At 75.4% G+C, this 13,110-nt stretch carries 12 protein-coding genes; 5 read left to right on the forward strand and 7 right to left on the reverse strand.

All coding sequences use genetic code 11. From position 1 onward, the window contains the following. Window positions 1-55 precede the first annotated feature (55 nt). The 3 genes from AFM16_RS07245 to AFM16_RS07255 all read right to left on the reverse strand — a co-directional run bounded on the left by AFM16_RS07245 (window position 56) and on the right by AFM16_RS07255 (window position 3,442). Window positions 56-934, reverse strand: coding sequence for a hypothetical protein (locus tag AFM16_RS07245; RefSeq protein ID WP_078632826.1), 879 nt, complete (start codon window positions 932-934; stop codon window positions 56-58). Window positions 935-1,133: 199 nt separating this feature from the next. After that, the gene (locus tag AFM16_RS07250; protein ID WP_030785648.1) at window positions 1,134-2,663 is read right to left on the reverse strand and encodes a hypothetical protein; all 1,530 of its coding nucleotides are present in this window, start codon (window positions 2,661-2,663) and stop codon (window positions 1,134-1,136) included. A gap of 74 nt (window positions 2,664-2,737) precedes the next feature. After that, on the reverse strand, window positions 2,738-3,442 hold the full coding sequence (locus AFM16_RS07255; protein ID WP_078632827.1) for a GntR family transcriptional regulator: 705 nt from the start codon (window positions 3,440-3,442) through the stop codon (window positions 2,738-2,740). A gap of 131 nt (window positions 3,443-3,573) precedes the next feature. Between AFM16_RS07255 and AFM16_RS07260 the strand changes: the two genes are divergently transcribed. Genes AFM16_RS07260 through AFM16_RS07280 form a run of 5 tightly spaced genes read left to right on the forward strand, consistent with a single transcriptional unit; the run spans window position 3,574 to window position 8,051 of the window. Beyond that, window positions 3,574-4,875 carry an MFS transporter gene (locus AFM16_RS07260; protein ID WP_078632828.1) on the forward strand — a complete coding sequence of 434 codons (1,302 nt, stop codon included), beginning with the start codon at window positions 3,574-3,576 and terminating at the stop codon, window positions 4,873-4,875. Then, complete coding sequence (locus AFM16_RS07265) at window positions 4,872-5,756, forward strand: putative hydro-lyase (RefSeq protein WP_078632829.1); 885 nt, start codon at window positions 4,872-4,874, stop codon at window positions 5,754-5,756. Before AFM16_RS07260 ends, AFM16_RS07265 begins: the two co-directional genes overlap by 4 nt. 20 nt (window positions 5,757-5,776) lie before the next feature. Then, window positions 5,777-6,535 carry a LamB/YcsF family protein gene (locus tag AFM16_RS07270; protein ID WP_030785660.1) on the forward strand — a complete coding sequence of 253 codons (759 nt, stop codon included), beginning with the start codon at window positions 5,777-5,779 and terminating at the stop codon, window positions 6,533-6,535. Then, window positions 6,532-7,185, forward strand: coding sequence for a 5-oxoprolinase subunit B family protein (locus tag AFM16_RS07275; protein WP_030785662.1), 654 nt, complete (start codon window positions 6,532-6,534; stop codon window positions 7,183-7,185). Before AFM16_RS07270 ends, AFM16_RS07275 begins: the two co-directional genes overlap by 4 nt. Further along, window positions 7,182-8,051: a 5-oxoprolinase subunit C family protein gene (locus tag AFM16_RS07280; protein ID WP_078632830.1), complete on the forward strand. Its 870-nt coding sequence runs from the start codon at window positions 7,182-7,184 to the stop codon at window positions 8,049-8,051. Before AFM16_RS07275 ends, AFM16_RS07280 begins: the two co-directional genes overlap by 4 nt. A gap of 70 nt (window positions 8,052-8,121) precedes the next feature. On the opposite strand, the gene AFM16_RS07285 is transcribed toward AFM16_RS07280, so the two are convergent. The 4 genes from AFM16_RS07285 to AFM16_RS07300 form a co-directional block, all read right to left on the reverse strand. Then, complete coding sequence (locus AFM16_RS07285; RefSeq protein WP_078632831.1) at window positions 8,122-8,988, reverse strand: SGNH/GDSL hydrolase family protein; 867 nt, start codon at window positions 8,986-8,988, stop codon at window positions 8,122-8,124. Continuing rightward, window positions 8,985-10,169, reverse strand: a complete 1,185-nt coding sequence (locus AFM16_RS07290) for a glycosyltransferase (RefSeq protein ID WP_107419042.1) — start codon at window positions 10,167-10,169, stop codon at window positions 8,985-8,987. The genes AFM16_RS07285 and AFM16_RS07290 overlap by 4 nt, the downstream gene beginning before the upstream one ends. Window positions 10,170-10,294: 125 nt before the next feature. Continuing rightward, window positions 10,295-11,422 carry a glycosyltransferase family 4 protein gene (locus tag AFM16_RS07295; protein ID WP_078632832.1) on the reverse strand — a complete coding sequence of 376 codons (1,128 nt, stop codon included), beginning with the start codon at window positions 11,420-11,422 and terminating at the stop codon, window positions 10,295-10,297. Window positions 11,423-11,616: 194 nt separating this feature from the next. Beyond that, the gene (locus tag AFM16_RS07300; RefSeq protein ID WP_078632833.1) at window positions 11,617-13,038 is read right to left on the reverse strand and encodes a hypothetical protein; all 1,422 of its coding nucleotides are present in this window, start codon (window positions 13,036-13,038) and stop codon (window positions 11,617-11,619) included. Window positions 13,039-13,110 lie beyond the last annotated feature (72 nt).

Consider the following 13,110-nt stretch of genomic DNA (forward strand, 5'->3'; position numbering starts at 1 on the left):
TCGGGAGGTGGGGGGCCGCGGTGGCGGGCGGTGTCGGGCGATCGACGCGGGCGGTTCAGGAGTGGAACGGCAGTCCGGCCCCGGCGACCAGGTCGAGGTCGTCGCCGTCCTCGGGGGGCAGCAGGGTCGGGGTGCCGTCGGTGACCGGGACGACGCCCAGGTCCAGCAGTTCGGCCAGGGCGGCGCTGCCCGCCATGTCCCGCACCTGGAGCTGGTAGCGGGCCGTGGTGCGGTACGTGCCGCCGTTGTCGTCGCCGGTGCGCTGGAGGAAGCCGGAGTCGGTGAGGAAGGCGACGGCCTTGCCGACGATGCCGGTGGTCGAGCCGGCGAGTCTGCGGGCGTCCTTGGTGGCTCCGGTGGCGCTGCGTCTGGCCCAGATCCGCCAGGCGGCCTCCAGGCCGGGCGCGTCGGTGGCCGGGTCGGTGTTCTCGCCCTGTTCCTCGGCGCGCTCCTCCAGCCGGCGGCAGGCCTGCCGGACGAAGGAGTCGACGCCGTTGACGCTGACGCGGCCGATGTAGCCGTCGTCGGCGAGGTCCTCGGGGCGGGGGAACGCCAGGGCGGCGACGGCGAGATGGGCGAGGCCGTGCAGGAAGCGGTCGCCGCCGTCGGCGGAGGCACGGCGCGCGTAGTCGCCCATGCGGACGGCGAACACGGAGTCCTCGGCGGCGGTGACGGCCATGCCCGCGCGGGGGGACACCTCCAGCACGACGAGCCCCAGTCCGGCGGCGATCGCGTCGGCGAGCCGGGCGAACGCCGGGTCCTCGCGGTGGCGGCGCAGCAGGTCGGCGTACTCCTGGTCGCGGGCGGGCTGGAGCTTGGGCTGGAGCCCGAAGGCGACGAGCCGTGCCGCGTCGGCTGCGTCGGCGGGGGTGACGGCGGCGGGCGCGGGCGGCGCGGCGCCGTCCGGCTCACTCCACTCGGCCTGCTCGCTCACGGCGTGGACTCCTTGTGTCGCGCGGGGTGTTTCTCGGGCTGCGGGGCGGGACGGGCGTGCCCCGCGGTGGGAGCGGGACGGACATGCCCCACCGTGGGGGCGGGAAGGGCGTGCCCCACCGTGGAGGCGGGAAGGGTGTGCCCCACCGTGGAGGCGGGAAGGCGCTCGGCTCCGCCTTCGGGGTGCGTCGGACGGTGTCTCACGCCGCCTCCGCCCGGTCGGCCGCCATCCCGGCGGAGTCGAGCAGGGCGGTGCCGACGATGAGGTCGGCGCCGCCGAACTCGGGGTCGTCCAGCTCGGTGCCGTCGTCCACGGCGAAGAGCAGCTTCTCCTCGCCCTGGCGGTAGGCGGTGCCGACGGCCGGGCTGGCGGCGTGCACGGCCAGCAGCGCGACCAGGTACGGCAGGTCGCCGTCGCCGGTGGCCCTGGCCTCCTCCAGGAGGCCCGAGAGGCGGCGCGGGGCGTCGGCCGGGAGGTCGAGCAGCCGCTTGGCCGTGGCCAACTGCCGCTCGCTGAACCGGCTGTCGTCGGGGGTGGCGATGAGGTCGGGCTCGGGCATCTCCGCGCCGAGGTGCTCGCGCTCCACCGGCGGGGTCAGCAGCAGGTCCACCAGGTCGCTCATCCGGACGGCGGCCGGGGTGCGCAGACCGGTCCCGCGCGCGAAGAACGCGCCGGTGACCCGGGCCGCCTGCTCCAGCGGCAGCGGCAGGACGGGGGCGACGAGATGGCCGTAGAGGTCGATGCCCGAGGAGGTCATCGGGGTGGCGAACGCCTGGCGGTCCTGTTCGGCGCGGAACAGCGGACCGGCCTCCAGAAGGCGGGACTGGAGCTGGGTGTGGCGGCGGATGCAGTCCTTGACGATGTCGACGAGTTCGGCCGCGCGGCGCTTGTTCTCGGCGTCCTCGATCTCGTCGCGCGCCTTGCGGATGTTGGTGAGGATCGCGTTCTCGTGGCGGTAGCGGTCGGCGACGTGGTCGAGGGCCTCGGCGATCATGTCGGGGACGGCGTTGAGCCAGTCCACCGCGCGGACGTTGCGGCGGGTGGCCTCCAGGGCCCGGCGGAGCGTCTCGGAGTACTGCACGGTCCGGTAGCGGGCCTGTTCGGCGGCGAGCTGGGCGTCGGCGAGGCGGCCGCGCCGGATGAGGACCTCCAGCTTGACCTCGGCGGCGATCTGGGCGCTGGTGACGTCGGTGTCGAGGGCGCCGACCAGGACGTTGACCGCCTCGTCGGTGGTGCGGAGACAGACCGCGCCGCCGTAGCCGGGGACCTCCTCGATCAGCTTGAAGTCGTAGTCGCGGCGGACATACGTACCGTCCGCCGCGAAGGTGCCGTACATCGCGCGGAAGCCGCGGTCGACGCTGCCGACGTTGATCAGGTTCTCCAGGACCCAGCGGGCCACGCGCTCGTGCTCGGCGGCGGGGCGTCCGGGGGCCTGGGCGCCGATGCGGGGGACGAGGCGGGCGACGATCTGGTCGTGGTCGGCGCCGGTGTCGAAGTCCATGTTGAGCGTGACCAGGTCGATGGCGGCGAGGGCGATCTCCGCCATGCCGTACACCGAGTACTCGCCGGCGAGGTTGACCTTGCGGGCGTCCAGGTCGTGGATCGGCGCCGTGCAGGCGAGCGCGCGCAGCCGCCGCGCCAGCCCCTCGTCGGCGGCCGGGCCCGGAGCGGGGCGCGGCCCCGCGCTGAGCTGGGGCGGAACACGGTCCGTCGATGCTGGCGAAGTCACGGTGCACAGACTAGGTCCTCGGTCTGACATCGACCCAAACGACCAAAGATGCGACGGCCGTCACAAGGCCGGGCTCAGCCTGCGTCGAGGTCGTCGCCGACCCGGCGCCGGTAGACCTCCACCACCCGCTCCAGGGAGTCGCCCAGGTACCCGCTCAGCAGCCGCTCGGCCTCCGCCTTGTCGCCCGCGGCGAGCGCCTGGAGGATCTGCCGGTTGCGGACGAGGTAGGGCTCGTGCAGCCGGCGCGGGTCGTCGACGACGTGGAAGGCGAGCCGCAGCTCGGCGAAGACACTGCGCATCAGTTCGTCGGTGCGCTCGCTCCCGGCCAGGGCGACCAGGGCGCGATGAAAGTGGATGTTGGCGGTGCCCAGCGTCTTCCAGTCACCTTCGCGCGTCGCCCGCACCCCCTCCTCGACGGCCTCCGCCAGCCCGTCGAGACCGTACGGCGGCTCCCCCAGGCCGCGCACCACGGCGCACTCGACGAGCGCGCGCGTGCGGTAGATGTCCTCGACGTCCTCGATGGTCAGGACCCGGACGAAAACGCCCCGGTTCAGCTCGTGGACGAGCAGGCGTTCGTGCGTGAGCAGCCGGAACGCCTCGCGGAGCGTGTTGCGGGAGACGCCGAGCGCCCCGCCGATGCTGTCCTCCGACAGCCGGGTGCCGGGCGGGAAGTAGCCCTCGGCGATCCGGCTCCTGAGGATGTCCGCCACCCGTTCGGCCGTGCTGGTGCGGCCCAGGAGGGCGCGGTCGTCGGCCAGTCCCGCGAGCTGCTCTGCCATGCCCGGAATTCAAGCGCAGCCGCGAGAACGAAACAACACGGGTATTGAAGGATCGTTCAACGATCCTCTACCTTGCTGGAAACAGGCACGGCTCAGCACCGCACTCTCCGTCACCCTTCTGCGAGGTGCCCATGAGCACGACCCCTCCCCCGCAAGCCCCCACCACCGCCTCCCCGCCGACGGCCGACCACGGCCCCGACGACGACCGGGCGTTCGGCTGGCTGCGCGCCCTCGGCCCGCGCGGCCGCCGCGCCTTCGCCGGCGCGTTCGGCGGCTACGCCCTCGACTCCTACGACTACTTCACGCTGCCGCTGAGCATGGTCGCGCTGGCCGCGTACTTCGGCCTCGACAGCGGCCAGACCGGACTGTTCACCACGGTCACCCTGGTCGTCTCGGCGGTCGGCGGGGCCGGCGCGGGCGTGCTGGCCGACCGGATCGGCCGGGTCAGGGCCCTGATGATCACGGTGATCACCTACGCCGTGTTCACCGTGGCCTGCGGCTTCGCCCCGAACTACGAGACGCTGCTGGTCTTCCGCGCCCTCCAGGGACTCGGTTTCGGCGGCGAGTGGGCGGTCGGCGCGATCCTGGTCGCCGAGTACGCGAGCCCGAGGCACCGGGGCCGCACCCTGGGCGCGGTGCAGAGTTCCTGGGCGGTCGGCTGGGGTCTCGCGGTGATCGTGTACACGCTGGTCTTCTCGGTCTTCGGCGACGACCTGGCCTGGCGCGTGATGTTCTGGACGGGCGCCCTGCCCGCGCTGCTCGTGGTGTGGATGCGGCGCCGGGTCGCGGACGCCCCGCAGGCCGCCGCCGTACGGGAGCGGCACGCCGACAAGGGCTCGTTCACGGCGATCTTCCGGGGCGGGCTGCTGCGGACGACGTTCTTCGCCGCACTGCTGTCGACGGGCGTCCAGGGCGGCTACTACACGCTGGCGACCTGGGTGCCGACCTATCTGAAGTCGGAGCGCGGTCTGTCCGTGGTCGGCACCGGCGGCTATCTGACGCTGCTGATCTCGGGCGCGTTCCTCGGCTATCTGACCGGCGGCCATCTCACCGACCGGCTCGGCCGGCGCCGCAACATCTGGCTCTTCGCCCTGCTGTCGGCCGTGTGCATCCTGGCGTACGCCAACATCCCGGACGGCGCGAACACCCTGCTGCTGGTGCTGGGCTTCCCGCTCGGGTTCTGCATGTCGGCCATCTTCAGCGGCTTCGGCTCCTATCTGAGCGAGCTGTATCCGACGGCCGTGCGCGGCACCGGGCAGGGCTTCACGTACAACACCGGGCGCGCCGTGGGCGCCGTCTTCCCCACCACGGTCGGCTTCCTGGCCGACGGCTGGGGCGTGGGCGGCGCGCTGGTCTTCGGCGCGATCGGCTACGGAATCGCCGCCCTGGCGCTGCTGGGGCTGCCGGAGACGCGCGGGAAGGAACTGGAATGAACCGCCCGGACTCGACCGGGGACGCGCGGGAAGGAGCTCGAGTGAACCAGGAGGAAATCCGGGTGAACCAGGGGGACCGCCCCCTGGCCTCGGCCGACCCGCACGCGCACGCGTGGAGCCCCGCGACCGCCCGGGCCCTGTTCCGGGCGGGCCTCGCGGGTCCCACCGCCGGGGTCGCCGCGGGCCACACCCAGGTCAACCTGATCGCGGTGCCCGCCGACTGGGCGTACGAGACGCTGCTGTTCTGCCAGCGCAATCCGAAGCCGTGCCCGGTGCTCGACGTCACCGACGCCGGGTCCTGGACGACCGCGCTGGCCGAGGGCGCCGACCTGCGCACCGATCTGCCGCGCTACCGGGTGTGGGAGGACGGCGAGCTGGTCGACGAGCCGACCGACGCGCGCGCGTACTGGCGCGAGGACCTGGTGGCGTTCCTGATCGGATGCAGCTTCACCTTCGAGTGGGCGCTGTCCGGGGCGGGCGTCCCGCTGCGCCACATCGAGCAGGGCCGCAACGTCCCGATGTACGTGACGAACCGTCAGTGCCGCCCGGCGGGACGGCTGCGCGGGCCGATGGTGGTCTCGATGCGCCCGGTGCCGCCGCGCCACCTCGCGGCCGCCATCCGGGAGAGCGGGCTGCTGCCCGCGGTGCACGGCAGCCCCGTACACTGCGGCGATCCGTCGGGCCTCGGCATCGACGATCTCGGCCGGCCCGACTTCGGCGACCCGGTGGACACCGAGCCGGACGACATCCCGGTGTTCTGGGCGTGCGGAGTGACCCCGCAGGCCGCGGTGGCGGCCTCGCGCCCGCCGTTCGCCCTCACGCACGCACCGGGGCAGATGTTCCTCACCGACGCCCGCGACGAGCAGTACCGCGTGGCCTGAGCAGGAGACACTTGGATTCCATGAGCACCATCGATCTGAACGCCGACCTCGGCGAGGGCTTCGGCCGCTGGCGGCTCACCGACGACGAGGAGCTGTTGTCGGTCGTGACCAGCGCCAATGTGGCCTGCGGTTTCCACGCCGGGGACGCGGCCACCATGCGGCGGGTGTGCGTGCTGGCGGCCGAGCGCGGTGTGACGATCGGCGCGCAGGTCTCCTACCAGGACCTGGCCGGTTTCGGGCGGCGCGCGATGGACGTGCCGTCCGCCGAACTGGCCGCCGAGGTGGCCTACCAGATCGGCGCCCTGGAGGTCTTCGCGCGGGCGGCGGGCGCGCGCGTGGCGTACGTCAAGCCGCACGGCGCGCTCTACAACCGGGTCGTGCACGACGAGGAGCAGGCCGCCGCGGTGATCGAGGGGGTGCTGCTCGCCGGTGCCGGACTGCCGGTGCTGGGGCCGCCCGGCTCGCGGCTGCTGGCGCTGGCCGTGCAGGCGGGGCTCGCGGCCGTCCCGGAGGCGTTCGCGGACCGCGCCTACACCGAGCACGGCACGCTGGTGCCGCGCTCGGAGGAGGACGCGGTGGTCACCGACCCGGACATGGTGGTGGAGCGGTCGGTGCGGCTGGCCCACTCCGGGACGGTCGACTCCCGCGCGGGCGCGTCCATCGAGGTACGCGCGCGTTCCCTGTGCCTGCACGGCGACACGCCCGGCGCGGTGGACCTGGCCCGCCGGGTCCGGCGCCGGCTGGAGGAGTCCGGGGTACGGCTGGAGGCGTTCGCATGAGCAGACGCGTCCTGCCCGTCGGCGACGACGCCCTGGTCGTCGAGCTGACGTCGGGCGCGGAGGCCGAGGCGCTGCACGCGGAGCTGCTGCGGCGCCGCGCGGCGGGCCTGCTCACGGTGCGCGAGATCGTCCCGGCCGCCCGTACGGTCCTGCTGGACGGCCTGGCCGACCCGGTCCGCTGGATCGCCGAGCTGACCACGGCCGAGATCCCGCCCGCCCCGGCGCGGGCGGGCGAGGTGGTCGAACTGCCGGTGCGCTACGACGGCCCCGACCTGGCCGACGTCGCCGCGCACTGGGGGGTCGGCGAGGAGGAGGTGGTCCGGATCCACGCGGGCGTCGAGTTCCGGGTCGCGTTCTGCGGGTTCGCGCCCGGCTTCGGCTATCTCACCGGCCTGCCCGAGGGCTACGACGTCCCGCGCCGGGCCACGCCGCGCACCTCGGTGCCGGCGGGCGCGGTGGCGCTGGCGGGGCCGTACACGGGCGTGTACCCGCGGTCGTCGCCGGGCGGCTGGCAGTTGATCGGTACGACGGACGCGGTGCTGTGGGACCACACGCGCGTGCCGGCCGCCCTGCTGTCGCCGGGCACACGCGTGCGGTTCGTCCCTACGGCGCGCCCCGGGGCGGCGGGCGGCGGAGGGGCCGCCGGATGAGCGACCGCGCGCTGTCCGTCGTCCGCGCCGGGGCCCTGACCACCGTGCAGGACCGGGGGCGGCCGGGCCACGCCCATCTCGGGGTGTCCCGCTCCGGTGCGCTGGACGCCCCGGCGGCGGCCCTGGTGAACCGGCTGGTCGGCAATCCGCCCGACGCGGCCGTCCTGGAGACCACCCTGACCGGCTGTGCCCTCAGGCCGCGCTGCGCCGTGACGGTGGCGGTCGGCGGGGCGCCCTGCCCGGTCCGGGTGAACGGCCGCCCGGCGCCCTGGGGCGCGCCCCTACGGGTGCCCGCGGGGGCGGTGCTGGACGTCGGGGCCGCCGTCCTCGGGCTGCGTACGTACGTCGCCGTGGGCGGCGGTGTCGTGGTCGAACCGGTGCTGGGCAGCCGCTCGACCGACCTGCTCTCGGGCCTCGGTCCGGTGCCCCTGACGGACGGCACGGTCCTGCCCCTGGGTGCCGAGCCCGCCGGGCACACGCGCGTGGACGTCGCCCCGCAGCCCGCTCCCCCGGCCGAACTCGTCCTGCGGGTCACCCTCGGTCCGCGCGAGGACTGGTTCACCGCGGCGGCGGTGCGCGCGTTCACCTCGCGCGCGTACCGTGTGTCCCCGGCGAGCAACCGCATCGGGCTGCGCACGGAGGGACCCGCCCTGGAGCGGGCCCTGACCGGGGAGCTGGCCAGCGAGGGCATGGTCCTGGGCGCCGTCCAGGTGCCGCCGGACGGCAGGCCGGTGGTCTTCCTGGCCGACCACCCGACCACCGGGGGCTACCCGGTGATCGGGGTCGTCCGCCCGGCCGACCTCCCGGCCGCCGCCCAGGCCGTCCCGGGCACCCCGGTCCGCTTCCTGGCGGTACGGCGCCGCTGACGCCCGGTACCGCCAAGGCGGCGTGCTACCGCCAAGGCCGCGTGCTACCGCCAAGGCGACGTGGTACCGCCTAGGCGGCGTCCGGCTGCCGCTCGGCCACCGAGAGCGCGGCCAATGCGGCGGACACGGCGGCGGTGGCCCGCAGGTCGAGCCGGGCGCTGGTGCCGCGGGCGCGGTGGCGCAGTTCGTCGGCGGCCAGGGTGAGCAACTGCGGCAGCAGGTCGGTGCAGCGCCGGGCCACCCAGCCGGTGCCGGCGGTCGCCAGCCACCACAGGCTCGCCGACCTGGTGGGCACGGGGAACTCCGGCTCCGGCGCGGGTGCGGTGCCGGTGGCGAGGCCCGCCTCCGCCAGCCGCGCGTGGAAGCGCAGGGCCAGTTGCCGGTGGCCCCGTTCGCCGGGATGGAGCCGGTCGGCGCTCCACATCGCCCGGTCGGTCAGCCAGGCGCCCTCCGCGGCGTGCAGATGGACGGCGCCGTGGCGGTCGGACAGGGCGTGGACGACCGCGTTGACCGCGCGCTGCCGCCGGGCCAGCGGGCGGGCGAGCGCCCCCGGCAGCCCGAGCATGGCGCCGGGGTCGGGCAGACACGCGGTGAGCAGCACCGCGCCCTGCCGGGTGAACGCGCCGTACACGGCATCGAGCCGGGCGGCCACGGCGTGGATGTCGAAGGTGCAGCGCAGGGTGTCGTTGACGCCGACGACGACGGAGACGAGGTCGGGCCGCAGCGCCAGCCCGGCCGGGAGCTGCCGTTCCAGCACGTCCCGCGTCTGCGCGCCGCTCACCGCGAGGTTGGTGAACGCCACGGACTCCCCGGCGGACGTGTCGGCGAGCCCGCCGGCGAGCAGCGCGGCCCAGCCCCGCCACCCGCCCTCCGCCAAGGGATCGCCCACCCCTTCGGTGAGCGAGTCCCCGAGCGCGACGAACCGCACGGGTCTCATCCGCGCCCTCCGAAGACCGGCTCGCCCACCGTCGTCGCCGTCGTCACCGCCGCCTCGTGTGCCGTCAGGAACGCCTCCACCGCCGTCCCCCACCCGAAGCGTTCCGCACGCGCGCGTGCGGCCTCGCGGCGGGCCGGCTCCGGGCGGGTCAGGAGGCTCTCCACCGCGTCGGCGAACGCCTCGCCGCGGTCGACGGCGACGGCTCCCGCCGTCCCGATGACCTCGGGCAGGGCGGAGGAGGCACTGACGACCACCGGGGTCCCGCAGGCCATCGCCTCCAGGGCGGCCAGACCGAACGTCTCCGCGGGCCCGGGCGCCAGGCAGACGTCGGCGGACGCCTGGAGCGCGCCCAGCGCGCCCCGGTCGGAGACGTGCCCGAGGAACGCCACCGGCAGGCCCCGCTCCCGCGCGCGCTGTTCGAGCCGGGCGCGCAACGGCCCGTCCCCGGCGACGACCAGCCGGGCCCGCGCCCCGCGCCGTACCAGCGCCGCCAGGGCGTCCAGGGCCGTCACGGGCCGCTTCTCCACGGACAGCCGGGTGCAGGTCACCAGCAGCACCTCGTCCTCGCGCGCGTGGCGGGCGCGCAGCCCGGCGTCGTACAGCGCGGGGTGCCGTTCGACGAGGTCGACGCCGAGCGGTGCCCGGACCACGTTGCGGGCACCGATGCGCACGAACTCCCGTTCGGCAAACTCGGTCGTGCACACCACGCGCGCGTACGTGTGCGCCGTACGGATGTTGAGCGCGTCGGCGGTCCTGCGGGCGGCCGCCTCCGGCAGGCCCCAGGTGCGCAGCACGCCGTCGGCGGTCTCGTGGGAGACCATCACCGCGGGCACCCGCGCGCGCCGCGCCCATCGGCCGGTCCACCGCAGCGTCGTACGGTCGGAGACCTCCAGGCGGTCCGGCGCGAGGTCCTCCAGGAGGCGCGCCACGCGCCGCTTGTCGGTGAGGACGCGGTATCCGCCGGTGCCCGGCAGCAGCGGCCCTGGCAGGGTGATCACCCTGCCCTGCTCGGTCTCCCGGTCGCTCGGGCGCTCACCCGGCACGATGAGGACGGGCTCGTGGCCCGCCGCCCGGTACCCCTTGCCCAGCTCGCGCAGCGCGGTGCGCAGCCCGCCCGAGGCGGGCGCCACGAAGTTGGCGAGCCGCACGATCCGCAGCCCCTCACCTCGCGTTCCTGGCAACCCCTCACCCCGCGTCCCGAGCGCCTCCTCGCCCCGTATCGCGGGCGCCCCCTCGCCCCCTATCGCGGGCACCTCTTCGCCCCGTATCGCGGGCGTCCCGGCACCCGCCGCCGCGCGTCCCGCGCTCACGCGGCCACCGCCGGTCGGCGGGCGGTGAGCACGTCCGCGTAGTGGCCGAGCAGTTGGTCGCCGACGGCGGCCCAGGTGCGGCCCTCGACGGTCGCCCGCCCGGCGGCCCCGTACGCCGTGCGCAGCGCGGGGGCGGCGGCCAGGGCGGCGACGGCGTCCCGTACGGCGTCGGCGTCGCGCGGCGGGACGAGCAGGCCGGTGCGGCCGTGCGCGACCAGGTCCAGGGGGCCGCCGGCGGCGGGCGCGACGACGGGCACCCCGCTGGCCATCGCCTCCTGCACGGTCTGGCAGAACGTCTCGAAGGGTCCGGTGTGCGCGAAGACGTCCAGCGAGGCGAAGATCCGGGCGAGGTCGTCGCCGGTGCGGCGGCCGAGGAAGACCGCGCCGGGCAGCGCCTCCGGGAGCTGCGGCCCGCTGGGCCCGTCGCCCACCACCACGACCCGGACGCCGGGCAGTCCGCAGACCCCGGAGAGCAGTTCGACCTGCTTCTCGGGGGCGAGGCGGCCGACGTAGCCGACGATGAGTTCGCCGTTCGGGGCGAGTGCGCGGCGCAGGGCCTCGTCGCGGCGGTCGGGGCGGAAGCGCTCGGTGTCCACGCCGCGCCGCCAGAGCTTCACGCGGGGCACGCCATGGGTCTCCAGGTCGTGCAGGGCGGCGCTGGAGGGGGCGAGGGTGAGGTCGGCGGCGGCGTGGACGGACCGTATGCGCCGCCAGGCGGCCGCCTCGCCGGCGTGCACATAGGTGCGGGCGTAGCCGGCCAGGTCGGTCTGGTAGACGGCGACGGCGGGGATGCCGAGCCGGGCGGCGGCGGCCATGCCGCGGACGCCGAGGATGAAGGGGCTCGCCAGGTGCACGATGTCGGCCCGGTGGTCGGCGATCGCGGCGGCGACGCGTCTGCTGGGCAGGGCGACTCGCACCTGGGGGTAGCCCGGGAGCGGGAGGGAGGGGACACGGACGACGGGGCAGGGCGCGAGGGCGTCCGGCCCGGTGCCGGCGGCGGTGGCCGGCGCGACGACGAGCGGGGAGTGACCGCGGTCCACGAGGTGCCGGGCGGTCTGGAGCGCGCAGTGGGCCACGCCGTTCACGTCGGGGGGAAAGGATTCGGTCACGATGACGACACGCATACGGGTGTTCTCGCCGGGCTGGACGTGCCCGCGTCAACGTGGATCTTTCCGGACGCCGAACGTCCCATGAGCGTTGCGCTGCGCACCCGGGCAGGTCGGACGGTGTCCATGCGCGCCCGACCGGCCGGCCATCCCGTGTTCACCCGGGGCGCCCGGGTGAACACGGGATCACGCCAGTCTTATGCGCGCGCCGGTCACACGGCGGACGCCGGATCCGGTCCGATCCTGCTGCGTACGGCCGTCTGGACCTCCGCCTCCTCGGCGGGGTCGGCGGCGAGCCGGCGCAGTCGCTCCACGACGCGCGCGTCACCGGTCTCGGCGTGCCGGGCGGCGATCTCGCGGGTGGCCTCCTCGCAGTCCCACAGGCATTCGACGGCGAAGCCGGTGGCGAAGGAGGGGTCGGTGGCGGCGAGGGCGCGGGCGCAGCGGCCACGTAGGTGGGAGGAGGCCGTCTCGCGGTAGATGTGGCGCAGGACGGGTGCGGCGCAGACGATGCCGAGGCGTCCGGCGCCGTCGACGAGGGTCCACAGGGTGGGGGCGTCGGGGCCCTCGCCGCGTACGGCGTCGCGCAGGGCGCCGAGGACGAGGTCGCTGTCCTGGGTGCCGCCGCGGCAGGCGAGCACGCGTCCCGCGGCGGCGCCGAGGGCGTCGGGCCTGCGGGCCCAGCCGCGGGCCCGCTCGACGGTGGCGGGGCCGCTCATGCGCTCGAAGGCGTCGACGGCGGCCTCGACGACGGTGGCGCCGCCGGTGGCCGCGGCCCGCTCGATGAGGGCGAGGGCCTCGGGGTCGTTGCGGTCGGCGAGGTAGCGCAGGGCGGTGCAGCGGGCGCCGTCGGTGCCGTCCAGGGCGGCCCGCACGATCTCGGGGCGGTCCTCGGGGCCGGCCACGGCGCTCAGGCAGCGGGCGGCCGGCACATGGAGCGCGGCGCCGCGCTCGACGCCCTGCTGGGCCCATTCGAGGACCGCGCTCACGCTCCAGCCGGGCCGGGGCCCGCCGGGACTCATCTGGCGTTGCCAGCGGTCGAAGCAGCCGGCCTCGTGGGCGGCACGCACGCGTGTGGAGACGTGCGGGCGGGGGTCGTCGGCCCACAGCCGCCAGGGCCGTGGCTCGAAGGCGTCCCGGACGACGGTGGCCAGCTCGGCCTCGCCCTCGGGGTCGGTGGCGAAGCGGGCGAGCACCGGCTCGGCGAGGGCGCGCAGGCCCGCGTCGTCGTCGCGCAGCGCGAGTTCGTCCAGCGCCCAGGCCCAGTTGGAGCCGGAGGCGGCGTACCTGCGCAGCAGGTTCAGGGCGTCCTGCCTGCCGTAGGAGGCGAGGTGGCCGAGGACGGCCAGGGCGAGGCCGGTGCGTGACTCGTCGGTGTCGAAGACGTCCTCGACGTCGAAGAGGTGTGCCTCGATCTCGTCGAGTCCGCCGTCGAGGTCGAGGCAGAGCCGGGCGTAGTAGAGGGAGCGGTTCTCCACCTGCCAGTCGTGGCGGGGATCGCGCAGCACGCAGTGGTGCAGAGCCGCGAGCGCTTCGGCTCGCGGGGCGGTGAGCGCGTGCAGCGTGCCGTCGCCGCGACCCCTCTGGAGGAGGCCGAGCAGCGTACCGCTGGGCGCTATGACCGGATCGAACATGGGAAACAGCCTCACATCAAGCGTCGACGCAACCGGGGACGTGCACTACCTGGCCGCGTGACAACACGTCGG

The sequence above is a fragment of the Streptomyces antibioticus genome (genome assembly GCF_002019855.1).
GTDB lineage: Bacteria > Actinomycetota > Actinomycetes > Streptomycetales > Streptomycetaceae > Streptomyces > Streptomyces antibioticus_B.